General features: G+C 41.0%; 16 protein-coding genes. 10 read left to right on the forward strand and 6 right to left on the reverse strand.

Features of this window, described 5'->3' with window-relative positions:
• Positions 1 to 9: 9 nt before the first annotated feature.
• From ACM0OP_RS05190 to ACM0OP_RS05200, 3 genes are all read right to left on the reverse strand, one after another.
• On the reverse strand, positions 10 to 981 hold the full coding sequence (locus tag ACM0OP_RS05190) for a glycosyltransferase family 2 protein (protein WP_414527325.1): 972 nt from the start codon (positions 979 to 981) through the stop codon (positions 10 to 12).
• Positions 982 to 1,008: 27 nt separating this feature from the next.
• A complete protein-coding gene (locus ACM0OP_RS05195) occupies positions 1,009 to 2,382 on the reverse strand; it encodes a flippase (protein ID WP_414527326.1) in 1,374 nt (457 codons plus the stop codon).
• 492 nt (positions 2,383 to 2,874) lie between these two features.
• Entirely contained in the window at positions 2,875 to 4,320 is a 1,446-nt protein-coding gene (locus ACM0OP_RS05200; RefSeq protein ID WP_414527327.1) for a sugar transferase, read from the reverse strand.
• A gap of 457 nt (positions 4,321 to 4,777) precedes the next feature.
• Here ACM0OP_RS05200 and lpxD point away from each other — a divergent pair, with 457 nt between their 5' ends.
• A complete protein-coding gene (gene lpxD / locus ACM0OP_RS05205) occupies positions 4,778 to 5,824 on the forward strand; it encodes a UDP-3-O-(3-hydroxymyristoyl)glucosamine N-acyltransferase (RefSeq protein ID WP_414527328.1) in 1,047 nt (348 codons plus the stop codon).
• Between the two features lie 145 nt (positions 5,825 to 5,969).
• Here the strand turns inward: lpxD and ACM0OP_RS05210 are convergent, their stop codons facing one another.
• Positions 5,970 to 6,881 (reverse strand): CoB--CoM heterodisulfide reductase iron-sulfur subunit B family protein, encoded by a 912-nt coding sequence (locus ACM0OP_RS05210; protein ID WP_414527329.1) that lies wholly within the window; start codon positions 6,879 to 6,881, stop codon positions 5,970 to 5,972.
• A gap of 84 nt (positions 6,882 to 6,965) precedes the next feature.
• Entirely contained in the window at positions 6,966 to 7,187 is a 222-nt protein-coding gene (locus ACM0OP_RS05215) for a hypothetical protein (RefSeq protein ID WP_414527330.1), read from the reverse strand.
• On the opposite strand from ACM0OP_RS05215, the gene acpP reads away from it, so the two are divergent.
• The 5 genes from acpP (at position 7,179) to ACM0OP_RS05240 (ending at position 12,095) form a co-directional block, all read left to right on the forward strand.
• Positions 7,179 to 7,430, forward strand: a complete 252-nt coding sequence (gene acpP / locus ACM0OP_RS05220; protein WP_414527331.1) for an acyl carrier protein — start codon at positions 7,179 to 7,181, stop codon at positions 7,428 to 7,430. The genes ACM0OP_RS05215 and acpP overlap by 9 nt on opposite strands.
• 212 nt (positions 7,431 to 7,642) lie before the next feature.
• A complete protein-coding gene (gene fabF / locus ACM0OP_RS05225) occupies positions 7,643 to 8,893 on the forward strand; it encodes a beta-ketoacyl-ACP synthase II (protein WP_414527332.1) in 1,251 nt (416 codons plus the stop codon).
• Positions 8,894 to 9,220: 327 nt separating this feature from the next.
• Entirely contained in the window at positions 9,221 to 11,233 is a 2,013-nt protein-coding gene (gene tkt / locus ACM0OP_RS05230; RefSeq protein ID WP_414527333.1) for a transketolase, read from the forward strand.
• Between the two features lie 153 nt (positions 11,234 to 11,386).
• Positions 11,387 to 11,680, forward strand: a complete 294-nt coding sequence (locus tag ACM0OP_RS05235; RefSeq protein ID WP_414527334.1) for a hypothetical protein — start codon at positions 11,387 to 11,389, stop codon at positions 11,678 to 11,680.
• Positions 11,681 to 11,684: 4 nt separating this feature from the next.
• Complete coding sequence (locus tag ACM0OP_RS05240) at positions 11,685 to 12,095, forward strand: type II toxin-antitoxin system VapC family toxin (RefSeq protein ID WP_414527335.1); 411 nt, start codon at positions 11,685 to 11,687, stop codon at positions 12,093 to 12,095.
• Positions 12,096 to 12,412: 317 nt separating this feature from the next.
• Here the strand turns inward: ACM0OP_RS05240 and ACM0OP_RS05245 are convergent, their stop codons facing one another.
• Positions 12,413 to 13,921 carry a UbiD family decarboxylase gene (locus tag ACM0OP_RS05245; RefSeq protein WP_414527336.1) on the reverse strand — a complete coding sequence of 503 codons (1,509 nt, stop codon included), beginning with the start codon at positions 13,919 to 13,921 and terminating at the stop codon, positions 12,413 to 12,415.
• Between the two features lie 337 nt (positions 13,922 to 14,258).
• Between ACM0OP_RS05245 and pstS the strand changes: the two genes are divergently transcribed.
• From pstS to pstB, 4 genes are all read left to right on the forward strand, one after another.
• Positions 14,259 to 15,308 (forward strand): phosphate ABC transporter substrate-binding protein PstS, encoded by a 1,050-nt coding sequence (gene pstS, locus ACM0OP_RS05250; protein WP_414527337.1) that lies wholly within the window; start codon positions 14,259 to 14,261, stop codon positions 15,306 to 15,308.
• A gap of 85 nt (positions 15,309 to 15,393) precedes the next feature.
• Complete coding sequence (gene pstC / locus ACM0OP_RS05255; protein WP_414527338.1) at positions 15,394 to 16,386, forward strand: phosphate ABC transporter permease subunit PstC; 993 nt, start codon at positions 15,394 to 15,396, stop codon at positions 16,384 to 16,386.
• A 33-nt stretch (positions 16,387 to 16,419) separates the two neighbouring features.
• A complete protein-coding gene (pstA, locus tag ACM0OP_RS05260; RefSeq protein ID WP_414527339.1) occupies positions 16,420 to 17,301 on the forward strand; it encodes a phosphate ABC transporter permease PstA in 882 nt (293 codons plus the stop codon).
• 43 nt (positions 17,302 to 17,344) lie between these two features.
• A complete protein-coding gene (gene pstB / locus ACM0OP_RS05265) occupies positions 17,345 to 18,124 on the forward strand; it encodes a phosphate ABC transporter ATP-binding protein PstB (protein WP_414527340.1) in 780 nt (259 codons plus the stop codon).
• Positions 18,125 to 18,222 lie beyond the last annotated feature (98 nt).

Raw genomic sequence — 18,222 nt, forward strand, 5'->3', positions numbered from 1 at the left:
AATACAGAACTAAGATGACTTGTAATGGGATGTTTTTTGGGGTTTTTTATTCAAAAGAAAACGCATTACTTGACGGAAATTTTTCGGGATAAACCACATGGATAAATATAGTAATATATCCAGACTGCGAGGTTTACCAAATCTGATGGCTTGCCATAGAATGGGGATAAAGCTTTGATAATTGCGGTCTGTGGCTGCTTGGGAACTAACAACTGTGGTGACAAATGCTGAATATGCTTTTGGGGTGACTATATGGCGCACGGAGTTAATCCAATTTAAGGAATATTCCCAGTTATTGATGTTACTTAAGCTTTTGCGTTTGGGGTTATAAACGGCATTGAATTTAACTAGGGGTTCAGGGACAAATTCTATGCCGACATTTTTGTTTAGAGTAGCCCTAATTAACCAGTCAAAATCTTCATGTCTGGGTAAATCTTCATTAAAAGGTGTGGCTTCTAATAATTCTTTTTTTGTAAAAATTGTAGGGGTAGCGATAAAAGTTTCACCCAGAAATAACGAGTTACGAACAAATAAGTATTCGCTCACAGATTCGGCGGGAAAGGGTAGTCTTTTAGGCCAAATTAATTCCCCATTTGCGGTTTGGGCAAAGAAGCGACAGGAAATAATAGGAAAAGTGTAAGATGACTGATGCGCTAGTTCTATTTGACGCTGGATTTTTTGGGGAAGCCATTCGTCATCATCATCCAGAAAGGCTATCCAAGTTCCTTTTGCTTCTTTAACACCAATGTTTCTCGCACCTGCAGGACCGATATTAACTGGTAATGCGATGACTCTGAGTCGTGGGTCTTCTATTTTTTTGAGTTCATTAACTGTAGCTTCATCGGGTCCATCTATGACGACAATGACTTCTAGGGATTGTATGGTTTGAGTTAAGGCGCTTTTGGCTGCTTTGCTAGCCATATCTGGCCTGTTGCGTGTAGGGATAACTGCACTTACTAATTCTTGGCTATGTTGAGTCATAATTTTTGTGCGATACTTTAAGGGTTTTTATGTTTTTTTGCTAGTGATTAAATTTAAGAAAACTTGAGAAAAAATTGCGGAATGAACACCTATATATTTAACAGCTAAACAATAAATTATGACATTATCTAAGATAACTGCTGTGGATGTGGCTATGGCTGCGCCAATAATGCCAAATTGAGGAATTAAAATGGAGTTTAAAACTATGTTGGTGATGGCTGTAAAGCATCTGACACGGGCGCTTTGATCTTGGTGTCCTGTGAGATCAAGCATATATCCCACTGGACCTGTGGCTGAATTAATCAGTTGTCCTAATGCCAAGATGACTAGAGGCCATTTTGCTGCGATAAATTCAGCGCCAAACATTCCCAAGATGTAGTCACTAAATAAACACAGGAAGAGGGTAATGATCATGCTTGGCCAAAAAACCAAGTGTGCCATTGTTGTCATCATTTTTTGTAATTCGATGCGATCGCCTGCTGTATAAAGTGAGGCAATGGTGGGGGCGGCGATCGCTTCTACTGCCATATAGACAAAACTGGCTAAATAGGAGGTTTTTGTGGCTGCATTATACAAAGCAACTTGGGCTGGCCCTAATATGACTCCAATCATCAAAATATCAGTTTGATAGAGGATGATCACAAAGCCAACAATCAACAATAAAGGTAGTGAAACACGCAGCCACGAACGTAGTTCATAGATGGGTGTGGTTTTTTCCCCTTGACTTAGTAAGCCTTGATGAATCAGCAGTTGTTGACTAAATATTAAAAGCACGTATGTTATTATTGTAATAATAAATACTAGTTGACTGGATATTTGTCCAGTTTCTACCAATTGAAGTATTACCCAAGTACCGATGATAAATAGCACAGGACGCAGGACTTTACTGGGGCCATAGGCTGCTACCATTAGCCGACTACCGCGAAAAAAGTTCCCTTGTAAGTTCTCTAAAGCTAGTAGTGGGACTGTCCAAATTCCAAATAGGATGGGAATGAGATTTTCTACTTGTCTGTAGTAGTTTACTGACAGCACTATCAGTGTCAATAATATAGACATCCCGACACTGGAAGCAAAGGTCAGTCGGGAACTACCGCGAATTACTCCTTGAAATCGTCCCCAATCACCTTTGGTGGTGTATTCAGGAATGAAGCGTAAGACTGCAACAGGTATACCCAAATTGGAAATCACTGCACAAATTGTCGCCCATGCCAAAATATAGGTATAGAGTCCGTATTCCTCACTTCCCATAACTCTGGCCAGGAAAACTTGCAGTAGATATCCTAAACCCACACCCAACACTTGAATGACAAAAGCTATGCCGGCTTTTTTGATAAAAGAAGCCATCAACCCTGGCTGTTGAATCTTTTTGATGATTTGAGCAATACTCTCCCGTTTATTCATTGAATCAAATCTGCCTTCCCAGTAGCTTTTTTTGACATTTACAAATTCTCCTATTGATATTTATCAAAAAATCCTGAAGAAATCAAAGATTATCTGCCAGTCACTTAGATGATGCTGCTATCAGTTTATTTGTTGGCTATTTTAATCAAATCTAATCAAAACCAGGAATATTATAATTTTTTCATTGGAGATTTACCAATTATCTCTATCTCTAATTTGAGTAATAATTTACATTACAGCAGTTTGGGAATTTGGCAAAGATATAAGCTCAAGATTAGATACTGGGGAAGGAGTTAGAATTAAGTGCTTTTCTAAAATTTTGTTTGTGATATTTCAATTTTGCAAATTGCAATGAATGATCAATGAAAAGAAATTTTAATTAGTTTTTGGAAGTATCCGCTCTTTTTCCGAGCATAGTAGGTAATATACCGAGTTACTGATATATTTTTGCTATTTTTTCACTAACCCGGTTTATTACACATACGCTAAATATTAGTATGCCCCTTTTTTATTGAAAACTACTCCCACTGTCCGCACTAAAATTTCAAAATCTAATTTTATTGACCAATTTTCAATGTAATTAAGATCGAGATTTATGACTTGCTCAAAATCTAAAATATCTGAGCGTCCTGACACTTGCCAAAGTCCTGTGACACCTGGGAGAACTTTTTGGCGAATGAAGTGGCGTTCTGAAAAATGATCTACATCTCTAGTGGGTAAGGGACGAGGACCAACTAAACTCATTTCTCCTAGTAAAACGTTAAATAGTTGGGGTAATTCGTCTAAACTGTAACGGCGGAGAAATTTACCTACACGGGTGACACGTGGATCATCTTTGATTTTAAATAGTACACCATCTTTAGTTTCGTTTAAGGCTTCTAATTCTTTTTGGAGTTTGTCTGCATTAGTTCTCATCGTGCGAAACTTCCAGACTTGAAATGTGCTTCTACTCAGTCCTACACGAGTTTGTCTATAAAATACTGGACCTGGGGAATCTAGTTTAATAGCTGCGGCGATCGCCAGATAAACAGGAAAGGTAAAAACCAGAAATAAAGCTGTAAAGCAAAAGTCAAAACTCCGCTTAATCCAAAAGTCTTTACCTGTAATTACTGGAGCGCGAAAGGTTAAAGAAGTCATTCCTCCAATTTTCTTCATTTCTACATTTCTGTAGATTGGTTTTAAGTCCATCGGCAAAATATGTACTGTTATCCCCGATGCTTGAAATAACCAACACAAGAACATTCTGTTTTTGATCGCTTCCCAATCAATAAAAATTTCTGTTATGCCCAATTGCTGCATCTGTTCTAGAGTGGCTTGGCGATAGTCTCTATCTAATGCTTTAGCCTCTGCACTTCCGGAAATTACATATCCTTTTTCTTTTTTGACTAAATTAATTACAGCATCATGATTTTCTGGATCAGCAATTACAAAGGAAAAATTCCGCCCCAATATTTTTCGTCGGCGCAAATATTCTAGATTCAGATCGACGAAAAATCTCCCCCCGCATACGAAAGATATACTCAGCAGCCAGGATAAAATAAACCCAGTGCGGGGAATTGCGACGATGGGCTGATATAAAAAACAGAAAACTAAAATTAACACCTGGGTAAAGGTTAATGTTTTAATAATCCGTCCGTAGTCACAACGACTTGCACCTGATTTATAAGTACCTTGAAGAATCAGTGATGCTATTTGCAACATAACTAACCCAGGTATGTAGAGATCCGGATTATCCCACAGGGAATTTACTGATAAAGGATTATCTTGGACTAATACCCACGCTAAATATAAAACCATCCAGTCTACTGTGGTCAGTGTTACCATTCTGAGCCACCACAACCCTCTTCTGACTTTTACAGCTGAAGGCGCACGTAAATCTAGAGGCGCTTTACTTAGTTTATCGCTGGTATTACTAGTTGTAATGCTCTGACTATTCATAAATATTGATGCGTTGGTGTAGTTGCAAACCCTGAGTAACTTTGTCTAAATTATTACGGTTTATTTCCGTCCTATTTTGACTTAATTGGTGATAGAACTGATCAACTATCTCTGCATAAAAATATGTTACTAGCTGTATGCTTTATCATATACAAGCCGATTTTAACACTACTGTAATATAGATGATTAGTAAAAGTCTCGTAGTTATTTTGATATTTACAAAATTTTATCAGCATCAGTAAAAAAAAATACATAAAATTCATTGGGTAAAGTATACATTTATGCTATGTCAGTTAAATACTAGAAAATAATTTGGAGTAATATTGAGCTAAATACTGGTATTTATAGAGTTTATGCGGCGAATTTGCGAATATTTCGGGAATGAGTTATTTCAAGATAAACTCTATTGAAAATGATCATGACTTTGCCTTTGTAGTTGACCTTGAGATATATCACTATGAAATTTAGCGAAATCGTCAGTAAACTTGCTGAAGGTGCTACGGATAATAGCCTCAGCTATGGACAACATACCAACCCAGAAATTACGGGTTTAGCGGCTTTAGATGAGGCTAAACTTGGTGATCTGAGTTATGTAGAAGGAGCAAAATTTGCCTCTTTTGTCGCTGAGACAAGGGCTAGCGCTTTGATTTTGCCAGTAGATAAAAAATTACATTCACAAGCACAATCACGGGGTATGGCTTGGATAGCTACGCCAGAGCCTAGATTGCTTTTTGCTCAAGCGATCTCGCTGTTTTACCAACCATACCGCCCAGCACCAGAAGTTCATCCGACGGCAGTAATTCATCCCAGTGCCAAAATCGGTGATGATGTTTATATTGGTCCCCATGTTGTGATTCAGCCAGGGGTGGAAATTGGCAATGGTGTAATTATTCATCCTAATGTGGTGATTTATCCCGATACGAAGATAGGCGATCGCACCACCTTACACGCTAACTGTACAATTCATGAACGGACTCGCATCGGTGCAGATTGCGTAATTCATAGTGGGGCTGTCATCGGTGCAGAAGGCTTTGGTTTTGTGCCTACCCGCACTGGTTGGTTAAAAATGGAACAATCTGGCTACACTGTCTTAGAAGACCATGTGGAAGTTGGCTGCAATAGTGCCATTGACCGTCCAGCCGTGGGAGAAACTAGAGTAGGTAGTTATACAATAATTGACAACTTAGTCCAAATAGGGCATGGTTGCCAAATTGGTTTTGGTTGTGCGATCGCAGGTCAAGCCGGACTAGCTGGAGGCGTGAAATTAGGGAATCGCGTCATCTTGGCGGGACAGTCAGGGGTTGGTAATCAAGTAACAATTGGTGATGGAGTGATCGCCTCTGCTAAAGCCGGGGTTCATAGTGATGTTCCACCAGGAGAAACTGTCTCTGGAATGCCAGCAATTCCCCATAAATTATATCTTAAGGTGTCTGCTATATATAATCGCCTGCCAGAAATGTATCAATCCTTCAGGCAATTACAACGCCAGTCAGGAAAGAAGTAAGTGGGGAGTGTGGGGAAGAAGCAAGGGTGCAGGGGGCAGGGGAGAAGAAGCAGGAGGAAGGCTTTGCCTGATCTTAGTCGTAAAGCCTACGGCATAGCTGCACTTAATGGGTAGCATCCCGAAAAGTAGGACTAATGACCAATGACTAATAACTAATTCCTAATTTTTCCAACACTGACTTAGTAGAAACGATGTGACGATCTAAACCTAACTCCTGGGGGCTAACTCCTAAAGCCAAAGCTATTAATTGCGGTAAATGTAGGATTGGTAAACCAAGGCGTTGCTCAATTACTTTTTCTACTTCTGGCTGACGAGAATCTAAATTCAGATGGCACAATGGACAAGGAGTCACAATACAATCAGCACCATTAGCTAAAGCCTCTTGAATGTGCATCCCAGCCATTTTGAAAGATTCCTTAGTGGCGTAACTAGAAAGAGGCCAGCCACAACATTGGGTACGTCCACGGTAATAAATTGGTGTTGCACCTACAGCCCGAAACATATTTTCCATGCCTTCGGGGTGAAAAGGGTCATCATAGGGCATATACTTTTGAGCGCGCAGGAGATAGCAGCCGTAAAAAGCGGCACATTTCAATCCTGTTAACTTGCGAGTTACACGCTGAGTAATTTCCTCTAAACCATAATCTGTGAGTAAGGCATAGAGAATATGTTTAACTTCCGTACTCCCACGATAAGGGGAACACCCTTCTTTATTAAGTAAGCCATTGACTTGCTCAACATAGCCGGGGTTATCTGTTTGACACTGTTTCAGGTTTTCGTTGACATGACCAATTACACCCTGACAAGTGCTGCAATGGGTCAGTAAAGGGAGATTTAACTCTTCTGCTAAGGCGATATTACGGGCGTTAACAGTGTCTTCTAGTAATTGAGAATCTTCTTTAAATGTGCCGGAACCGCAGCAAGCAGCTTTTTTAAGTTCAATTAGTTCAATACCCAATGCTTGAGTCAATGCTTGAGTAGATAAATAAAGCTCTCGGCAAGCTCCTTGAGCTACACAACCAGGGTAATAAGCGTATTTTAGCTGAGGAGAGAGCATATAAGTATTTAAGGATCTTTACATTAAATTGTAGGAAATTGTAGGCGATCGCGCTATGTGTCCGAAGAAGCAAAAGTTTTTCTTCTACAAGGGTTTTAACCCAATCCCCACACCTCCCACACCTCCCACACTCCCCACACTTCCCACATCATGACCTAAATTAGAGGTGGTGTGAGTATGAGAGTTTTCTTTAGGAAAAGCCTTGGGTAGTATACGGGCGATCCCGCTTTCCGATAAGATGTATATGCTGAAAAGCACGTCGCCCACTAATAAAAAATTGTCAAGGATTGTGATCGTATGAGTCAAACAGAAATTTTTGCAAAGGTCAAGAAAATTGTTGTCGATCAACTCAGTGTTGAAGAGGACAAAATTACACCAGAAGCTCATTTTGCCAATGACCTGAATGCTGATTCCCTAGATACAGTGGAATTAGTCATGGCATTAGAAGAAGAATTTGATATTGAAATTCCCGATGAAGCCGCCGAAAAAATTACGACGGTTCAAGAAGCGGTGGATTACATCAACGACAAAGTTGCCGCATCTGCCTAAACAGCGATTGGGGATTGGGTATTGCACTTCGGCTACTTGTATTGAGCGTAGTTGAAATACGCTCATTGTTCGGGTACTGGGTATTAAGCACTGGTAATAATTGGATATAGATAAAAACCTTCTTAATAAACTATTATCGGGATTCTTCCCAAACCTGCTTCCCACTCCCCAGTTCCTATTTTTGCTGCTTTCTCGCCAATTTGAACTAAGAAATGACAGACTATAAACGTAAACGCGTTGTTGTAACTGGTGTTGGCGCGATTACACCCATTGGTAATACACCAGATGAATATTGGGAAGGCTTGTTAAGCGGACGCAATGGCATTAATACCATCACATTTTTTGATGCCTCTAGCCATGATTGCCGCATTGCAGGTGAAGTAAAAAACTTCGATCCACTGGCTTACATGGATCGCAAAGAAGCCAAGCGCATGGATCGGTTTGCCCAATTTGGAGTATCAGCGGCTAAACAAGCTGTAGCCGATGCCAAATTAGTCATTAATGAACTCAATGCTGAACAGGTGGGAGTGATGATTGGCTCTGGGGTTGGCGGATTGAAGGTTATGGAAGACCAACAAACTATCTACCTGAATCGAGGGCCAGATCGCTGTAGTCCATTCATGATTCCCATGATGATCGCTAACATGGCGGCGGGATTAACGGCAATTCACACCGGGGCTAAAGGGCCTAATTCCTGTGCTGTGACAGCCTGCGCCGCAGGTTCCAACGCCATTGGGGATGCTTTTCGCCTGATTCAAAATGGTTATGCTCAGGCAATGATTTGTGGGGGTTGTGAAGCCGCAATTACACCCTTGGGTTTAGCTGGTTTTGCTGCCGCCAGAGCGCTTTCTACTCGGAATGATGACCCGACTCATGCTTGTCGTCCTTTCGACCGCGATCGCGACGGGTTTGTTATGGGTGAAGGTGGAGGCGTTCTCATCCTAGAAGAGCTAGAACACGCTCTCAGTCGTGGCGCTCGCATTTATGCCGAAATGGTGGGTTATGGGATGACCTGTGACGCTTATCACATGACTGCCCCAGTTCCAGGAGGCGAAGGTGCAGCCAGAGCCATTCAACTAGCTCTCAAAGATGGCGGTATTACCCCGGATATGGTGAGTTACATTAATGCTCATGGTACTAGTACCCCAGCCAATGATTCCACGGAAACTGCGGCTATGAAAACCGCTTTGGGCGAACACATTTATCAAGTCGCCATCAGTTCCACCAAATCCATGACTGGACACCTTTTAGGCGGTTCCGGAGGCATTGAAGCCGTAGCAACGGTATTGGCGATCGCCCATGACCAGATTCCACCCACCATCAACCTGGAAAATCCCGATCCAGCCTGTGACCTAGATTATGTGCCTAATGTCAGCCGCGCTCAAACAGTGTCCGTGGCATTATCCAATTCCTTTGGCTTTGGTGGTCATAATGTCACACTAGCCTTTAAGAAGTACGCCTAAAACTTTCCAACCTGCCGTTTTTCGGCTCTCCTGAGATGATTGTGTGAAAAAAAGTAGCTCAAATATCCTTGATGGCTCAATCAAGGGTTCGTCATGCCCTAATTATTAGCCTGATTTATCACTAGAATCTCAGAAGTCCCGCTTGTCCATCAACAATAGGGAATGGGATGATAAAGATACTATCGGGAAAATTCAGTCAGTGATGCAGTTACCAAGTTGAAGGAGGAAACCTGATAACCTTTAACTGTTAACTGGTAACTGTGCAGAACAATCCCAGTTAGAAAAAAAGCTCCAAGAGTGTTAACCTGTCGTTAAGAATAAGAGATTATGGCTGTTGCAACCCAATCCCTCGAAGAACTTTGTATTAACTCGATTCGCTTTTTAGCCGTTGATGCTGTAGAAAAAGCCAAATCAGGACATCCAGGATTACCAATGGGCGCTGCGCCTATGGCTTTTGTCCTTTGGGATCGCTTCATGCGGTTTAATCCCAAAAATCCCAAGTGGTTCAACCGCGATCGCTTCGTCTTGTCTGCTGGTCATGGCTCCATGTTGCTGTACGCCCTGCTCTATTTGACAGGTTACGATAGCGTCACCATAGAAGATATCAAGCAATTCCGTCAATGGGGGTCTAAGACCCCAGGACACCCAGAAAACTTTGAAACTCCCGGTGTAGAAGTTACAACTGGCCCCTTGGGACAAGGTATTGCTAATGCAGTTGGTTTAGCAATGGCAGAAGCCCATTTAGCAGCTAAATACAACAAACCAGATGCCAAAATTGTTGACCACTACACTTACGTAATTTTGGGTGATGGTTGTAACATGGAAGGCATTTCCGGTGAAGCTGCTTCCTTCGCAGGTCACTTGGGATTAGGCAAACTCATTGCTTTGTACGACGACAACCACATCTCTATTGATGGTTCTACAGATGTAGCATTCACAGAAGATGTTTCCAAGCGTTTTGAAGCCTATGGCTGGCACGTCCTCCACGTTGCAGATGGTAACACCGATTTAGAGGGAATTGCCAAAGCCATTGAAACTGCCAAAGCTGTCACCGACAAACCCACCATGATTAAGGTGACAACCACCATCGGTTATGGTTCTCCCAACAAACAAAATACTGCTGGGGTTCACGGTGCGGCGCTGGGTGCAGAGGAAATTGCCTTAACTCGTAAACAACTCAATTGGGAACACGAGCCTTTCGTAGTTCCTCAAAATGCTTTAGACCACGCACGCAAAGCAGTAGAACGTGGTGCCGACTACGAAGCTGAGTGGAACAAGGTTTTTGCTGACTATAAAGCCAAATATCCCCAAGAAGCAGCCGAATTTGAACGTTACGTTAGCGGCAAACTTCCTGACGGTTGGGATAAGGTACTACCTAGCTACACCCCCGAAGACAAAGGACTTCCCACCCGCAAACACTCAGAAAATTGTCTGAATAAATTAGCAGCAGTTTTACCTGAATTAATTGGTGGTTCTGCTGACTTAACCCACTCTAACTTAACTGAAATCAAGGGTAAAGGCGACTTCCAAAAAGGACAATACCAAAATCCCAACATTCACTTCGGTGTCCGGGAACACGGTATGGGCGCTATCTGTAATGGTATGGGTTTGCATGGTTCGGGATTAATTCCCTACGGTGCTACCTTTTTGATTTTTACCGATTATATGCGGGCTGCTATCCGCTTATCTGCTTTGTCTCAAGTCGGCGCAATTTGGGTGATGACTCACGATTCTATTGGACAAGGTGAAGATGGCCCCACTCACCAACCCATAGAAACTCTGGCTTCCTTGCGTGCTATTCCTAACCTGACTGTATTTCGTCCCGCAGATGGTAACGAATGCTCAGGCGCTTACAAAGTCGCAATTACCAAGGCTAAGGAAAACGCTCCTTCTCTGTTAGCCTTCACTCGTCAAGCTGTGCCTAACTTGCCAGGTACATCAATTGAAAAGGTTGCCAAGGGTGGATACACAATTGTAGATTCTCAGGGTACACCAGATATTATCTTGATTGGTACTGGTTCTGAAGTCAGTCTCTGTGTTACCGCAGCTGAGAAGCTGACAGCTGAAGGTAAGAAAGTTCGGGTTGTCTCTATGCCTTCTACTGATTTGTTTGACGCACAAGATGCAGCTTATAAGGAGTCTGTTCTACCTAAAGCTGTTACTAAGCGTTTGTCTGTAGAAGCTGCTGCTAGTTTCGGCTGGCACAAGTATGTTGGTAGTGAAGGTGATACTGTTAGTATCGATACTTTTGGTGCTTCGGCTCCTGGTGGAGTTTGTATGGAGAAGTTTGGCTTTAGCGTTGATAATGTTTTGGCTAAGGCTAAGGCTTTGTTGGGTTAATTAGCAACAGAATATTCTCTTACATTTTATAGGGGTGGGCTGAAAGGTCTGCCCCTTTTTTTTAACGCAGAGGGGCGCGGAGCTTAACGCAGAGGTAACGCGGAGAGGAATTAACTATAATTGGGGTAATGAGTTTATATATGAGGGTTAATTATGCAGGAAGTTTTAAATTACAATCAGGAGCTACACAATCGAATCTCGCCAATTGTGGATAAGTTGATTCAGGGTAATAGTTTATATCAAGTTAAGTTAAACCAACATGAAATGATCGAAATGTTGGTAGATTTATTTGGGCAGTTTTCACCAGAGGAGATGAGGGAAATTAACGAGGATGATTTAATCAAAAGAATAGATAAAATCTTGGTATTAGAGGCTGTTTCAGGTACGTTAAATGATTTAACACCTGAGCAAATAGCGATTTTTGATGCAGCAGTGGAAGGTAGATAAATAGGTGGATTACTTACTTGATTCAAATATTGTCTCTTATATTTTGAAAAGGAATGTAACCGTAGATAATAAATTACGGGAAGTGACTCGTAAAGGGGAAGAAGTATTTATTAGTTGCATCACTTACTATGAAATCAAAAGAGGACTTTTATCTATAAATGCTTCGAGACAGTTATCTGAATTTAAGCAGTTCTTTGAAAAATATACAATCCTGTTATTCGATGATATGGAGATTATAGAGAAAGCCTGCGAAATCCATGTAGATTTAAAGCGCCGGGGTTTTACTATTCAAGAGCAAGATATATTGATAGCTGCTACAGCAATTACACGCGGCTTAATGCTAGTCTCTAATGATTCTGATTTGTTAAGAGTTAAAGGTATTAATTTAGAAAATTGGGCAAGAGCAGAATCTTGAGTTTGGGGACTTCCAAATAAAAAAACACCCAACCACCTAACGCAAGAAACCTCTCAAACTCTCATGACTCTGTGTTGAATCAAAAAGTGAGCAAAAGGTAACGCCAAGACTTCTTAGCTGTTTACCAACTCAATGAATCACCAATTTCTAATTCCCCCTCCGGTGCAAGCGAAGAGAGAAGCACATACTGGTTAGATACCGTAAGGGGTCTAATTGTAGGAGCGGGTTAACCAATATCTTGGTTAATTATCAATCATATCTCTAAACCCGCCCCTACTCGCTAAACCAAGAATCTCCGTGTCTTTAGACCAGGAGTGTCAACGCATATCATAACCAAACAAATTTGGATCGACTTCTCCTAAGTTTAAATCTGCTAAACCATATTCTGCCCAACGTTGGTCTACCATTGCGGCTACATCGGGATCTGATTCTAAGGGTAAACCCCATTCATGATCTGTTTCCGGTGGTATCTTGGTGGTGGCATCAATTCCCATCCTGCCACCTAAACCAATTTTTTCACTGGCAAAATCTAAGGTGTCAAAGGGTGTGTGGGGCAAAATAAAGACATCTCTGGTGGGATCAACTTTGGAACTAATAGCCCACACTACTTGACGCGGATCACGAATATTTATATCTTTGTCTACAACAATGACAAATTTAGTGTAAGTAAATTGGGGTAAGGCACTCCAAAAGGCTAGTGCTGCTCGTCTGGCTTGTCCTGGATATGCTTTATCAATGGAAATAATCGCCGCTTTGTAACTTAAGGCTTCCATTGGTAGGAAGAAATCGACAATTTCGGAGACTTGTTGCCGCAGAATAGGAGTATATATCCGATTCAATGCGATCGCCATCATCGCTTCTTCTTTCGGTGGACGACCGCTAAAGGTAGTCAAATAAATCGGGTTTTTGCGATGGGTCATACATTGGAACCGCACCAATGGCGAATCTTCTACACCGCCGTAGTAACCCATGTGGTCGCCAAAGGGTCCATCTGGTAAGACTTCCCCTGGGGTTATTGTCCCTTCTAAGACAAATTCTGAATCTGCGGGAACTTCTAAATCTACAGTTTTACACTTTGCTAAATTGACACCAGAACCGCCATATAATCCCGCAAACAACCATTCTGATAAATCTACAGGGATGGGTGTCGCAGCTGCCATAATTATTAACGGATCTACTCCCAGTGCGATCGCCACTTCTAATTTTTTACCACGTTCAGCCGCCTTGCGTAAATGTCTCGCCCCACCCCTCACAGATAACCAATGCACTGTCATGGTATTTGGAGATTGCAGTTGTAATCGATACACGCCTACATTTGGTGTACCCGTCTCACAATCCTTGGTAATGACTAATCCTAGCGTGATAATTTTCCCAGCATCACCAATATAAGGACGTATTAACGGTAACTTAGTTAAATCTAAATTATCCCCTTGCACCACTACTTGCTGACAAGGAGGGAAAAAATCTCTTCCGGGTTTAGCCTTCACCACATCAAACAGCACCTTCCCAAAATCTATAGCTTGGGAAATCTTCTTGGGTGGTTTTGGTTGTTGCAGCATACTCAGCTTCTTACCCAAAGTCTCTAACTCCTCTGGATGCTGCATATTCATCGCCCAGCATATCCTTTCCACAGTTCCCATCAAGTTAACCGCCACCGGGAAGGATGCACCTTTGACATTCTCAAACAACAATCCTGGCCCACCCTGTTGCAGCATTCGGTTGGAAATTTCTGCAATTTCCAATTCTGGGTCAACTAAAGCTGAAATTCGCTTTAATTGTCCTCTTTCTTCCAAAATTTTAATGAATCCCCGTAAGTCTCTCGCCATTTTTCCAATAAAGCTCAATATTTAAGAAATGTGAATAGCTCTCTAATATATTATTCATGATTTATCGCTATAACGCTTGTTTGATTAGGAGTCCTATTTGATTTTTGTGGCCGCAGTTTGGGCTATGGGGTGAAAATATCGCCACAACACACAAAGGTTTTTTCCCATTCCTCACTCCCTAACAGCAAGTGCAAGATGTGAATAAAGCTGTTTTAATACCTATTTTTAAACATAGTTTAAACCCTAATTAATTTTAATTTAAATGTAACTTAACCTTGTGGGGATTAAGTTGTTAGGTGTTGCCAATCACACCAAAATCCTAAAAATCCGAGGTAATATGAGTGTTTCAAGTACCATTCTGCAACGAGCATTAACTACTACTGTGCTGACAGGCGCTGTTGCACTTAGTTCTATTGTTACAGCACCAGCCCAAGCGCAAGCTCAAACTCTCAACGGTGCAGGCGCGACTTTTCCAACACCTTTGTATGAAAGATACATTCGTGAAGTGAGAAAGAAATTTCCAGATATGAGAATTAACTACCAATCAATTGGTAGTGGTGGTGGTATTCGGCAAACAATTGCTGGAACTGTTGATTTTGGCGCTAGTGATGCTGCAATGACCGACAGTGACATGGCTAAAGTCAAGAACGGTGTGATTTTAGTACCTACAGCAGGTGGTGCTGTTTCCGTCGTTTATAATCTCCCTGGTGTTAATAACCTGAGATTATCTCGTGCTACTTTACCAGCGATTTTTTCTGGTCAAATCACCAACTGGAGTGACCCCAAAATCAAAGCTGATAATCCTGGCGTAAATCTACCTAACCAACCAATTAGATTTGCTGTGCGCGCTGACGGTAGCGGTACAACTTTCATTTTCACTAACCATTTAAGTGCAATCAGCCCTTATTTTAAAGGTAGAGTCGGAACTGGTACTGCGCCTAAATGGAATTTGCCCAACGTCCTGAGTGGTAAAGGAAACCCAGGTGTAGCTGCTTTAGTTACTCGTACTCCTGGTGCTATTGGTTATGTGGAATATTCCTACGCTACCCAAAACAAACTCAACCAAGCACAGATTCAAAATAAAGCCGGACAGTTTGTTGCTCCTTCTTTACAGGCTGCAAACACAGCTTTAGCGTCTGTGACTTTTCCTGATAATTTCCGGACTTTTGCAGATGATCCAGCACAAGGTTATCCTATCGTTGGTCTGACCTGGATGATGGTTTATAAACAGTATCCTAATGCTGCCAAAGCTGATGCTGTAAAAAAATGGATTAATTGGGTATTGACTGATGGCCAGAAATTAAATGCTTCAGTGAACTACACATCAATTCCCCCCGCAGTGGCAAATCGGGTATTGAAAACAGTTAACAGCACTGTTAAACCATAAATTACCATTTTAATTGTTTTTTAAGCAGGGTGGACTATTTGTTCACCCAATTAATCCCAAATCATCTAATTTTTGTTGATTATTTATGAACAATTCCTCTAATTCCCCCTACAATAATTCATTAGATATAAATGATGAAAATATTGAATTGATAGCTAAGGATGGGATAAAAGGTTGGTTTGATCAAGGATTTACATGGCTAGTCTATACTTTTACGACGATCACTGTAGCGGTGCTATTTGTGATGAGTTGGATCATTTTTAAACAAGCTAGACCAGCTATTATTGAGTTTGGTATAGGGTTTTTATGGCAGCAAGATTGGGATGTAAATAATGAGATTTTTGGTGCTTTACCTTATATTTATGGAACGGTAGTAACCAGCGCGATCGCCATTTTATTTGCTTTTCCTGTAGGTTTAGCAGTTGCATTGGTAACAAGTGAGAATTTTTTACCAGTTTCTATACAAACAACTCTGGCATTTGTGGTGCAGTTAATTGCCGCAATTCCCAGTGTAATTATTGGTTTGTGGGGAATTTTTATTTTTATTCCAGTTTTAGAACCCCTACAAAGGTTAATAGCTAAATATTTTAGTTGGATACCATTATTTAATACCCCAGACCCTTTTGGCACAAATATGTTAACTGCGGGAATTATCCTCGCAATTATGATTCTGCCCACAATAGCAGCAATTAGTCGCGATGTGTTATTGGCTATTCCGAAAGAATTACGTAGTGCATCTATGGCTTTGGGTAGTACCCGTTGGGAAACAATTTTTCGAGTTTTGCTACCTGCTGGATTTTCCGGAATTGTCAGCGCTGCAATGCTGGCTTTAGGAAGAGCTTTGGGCGAAACAATGGCTGTGACTATGGTGATTGGTAATTCTTCTCAAATCAGCGCTTCTTTATTAGATCCGGGTTATACAATACCTTCTGTAATAGCGAATGAATTTGCCGAAGCTGCACAAGGATTACACATTGGGGCTTTAACTTATTTGGGATTAGTTTTGTTTGCAGTGACTCTGTTTGTGAATATTGGTGCTGTTTTGCTGGTAGAGTGGGTGGGTAAAAAAAATCGCTAATAATCTCATGAAATATCACAATTTTTACTAAATATGAGTAGTTATCAAAAATCTAAAATGGAGCAATTTTTAGCCAATGAGTTATTTAGCCCCTTACCAAAATCAAGGCAGTCATTTACTTATTTGATGAATGCGATCGCCTTGGGATTCACATTTGTAGCTTTAATTCCTTTATTATCCATTTTGTGGGAAATTATTGCACGGGGAATATCTGGACTCAAGCTAGAAATGTTTTTTAATCCTGTGATTGATTTTGGTTTTGGCAATGCCATTCTCGGAACAGCAACAATTGTCACAATTGCTGCACTATTAAGTGTTCCCGTAGGCACATTCACCGGAATATTTTTAGCGGAATTTGGACGTACTAACCCAGCAGCTAATTTTGTGCGCTTTATCACTAACATTCTCACTGGTGTTCCTTCCATTATCGTGGGTGTATTTGCTTATGGTATAATCGTTTTAGTCACTAAACAATTTAGTGCGATCGCAGGTGGCTTTGCTTTAGCTACAATCATGTTACCCGTGATTGTCTTGACCACTGAAGAAGCTTTAAAATTAGTTCCTACAGACCAACGTCTAGCCTCTGCCGCATTAGGAGGTAATCGATTGCAAACCACTTTTCGCATCGTAGTGACTGCGGCATTACCTACAATTACCACAGGTATTCTCTTAGCCGTCGCTCGTGCAGCAGGTGAAACAGCACCTCTTCTTGTGACTGCTTTGTTTAGCCTAGATTGGTCAGAAGGACTACTCGGACCAACAGCTTCCCTGCCAGTATTAATTTACAACCTCTACAACGACCCCGACCCGCAAAAATATCAATTAGTTTGGACTACTTCTATAGTCCTACTTGCCTTGGTTTTATTTGTCAGTATTATCTCTCGCTTACTTACTCGTAAAAGAAAAATTAAGTAAAAAAACAAAAATTGCCACATTTCTGGGTAAACTTAGCTAAAAAATGAAAACATTAACTCCAGCTATTCAAGTCAAAAATCTCAGCTTTTACTACAGCACCACTAAGGCAGTTGATAATGTTTGTCTAGATATTTATCAAAATCAAGTAACTGCACTTATTGGTCCGAGTGGTTGTGGTAAATCAACTTTTATTAAGAGTCTGAATCGGATTGGTGAATTAGAAGGTTCCGTAAAAGTAGAAGGTCGTGTAGAATTTTTCGGTCAAAATATTTATGACCCCCGCATCAACTTAAATCGACTCCGCCGGCAAATTGGTATGGTCTTCCAAAAACCAAATCCTTTTCCCATGAGCATTTACGAAAATATTGCTTATGGAATGAGAATAAATGGTAAATGTTCCCAAACCGAATTAGATGCAGTGGTAGAATCTGCGTTAAAAGAAGCCGCTCTCTGGGACGAAGTTAAAAATAAACTGAATAAATCAGCTTTAAGTCTTTCTGGTGGTCAACAACAGCGACTTTGTATTGCTCGTGCTTTAGCTGTCAAACCAAAAGTGCTACTCATGGATGAACCTTGTTCAGCCCTTGACCCTATCGCCACAATGAAAATTGAGGAATTAATTAATAGTTTGCGGTCTGAATTAACCATTGTGATTGTGACTCACAATATGCAGCAAGCTACTCGCATTTCTGATTTCACAGCTTTTTTTAGCACTGATGAAAGTCGTATTGGTCAAATGGTAGAATTTGGTGTGACAAATCAAATATTTCGTAATCCTCTCGATTCCCGTACCAATGACTATGTTTCAGGACGTTTTGGCTAAAAATTTATCAATAAAATCTGTGCAAGTTTAGGATTTTATTGCATTTCTTTATAAAATTGTGCCGAATTATTTTCTCTCTTCGTGTACTTTGTGTCTTA

The organism is Nodularia chucula CCY0103, from assembly GCF_963923915.1.
In the GTDB taxonomy this organism is placed as follows: Bacteria; Cyanobacteriota; Cyanobacteriia; order Cyanobacteriales; family Nostocaceae; genus Nodularia; species Nodularia chucula.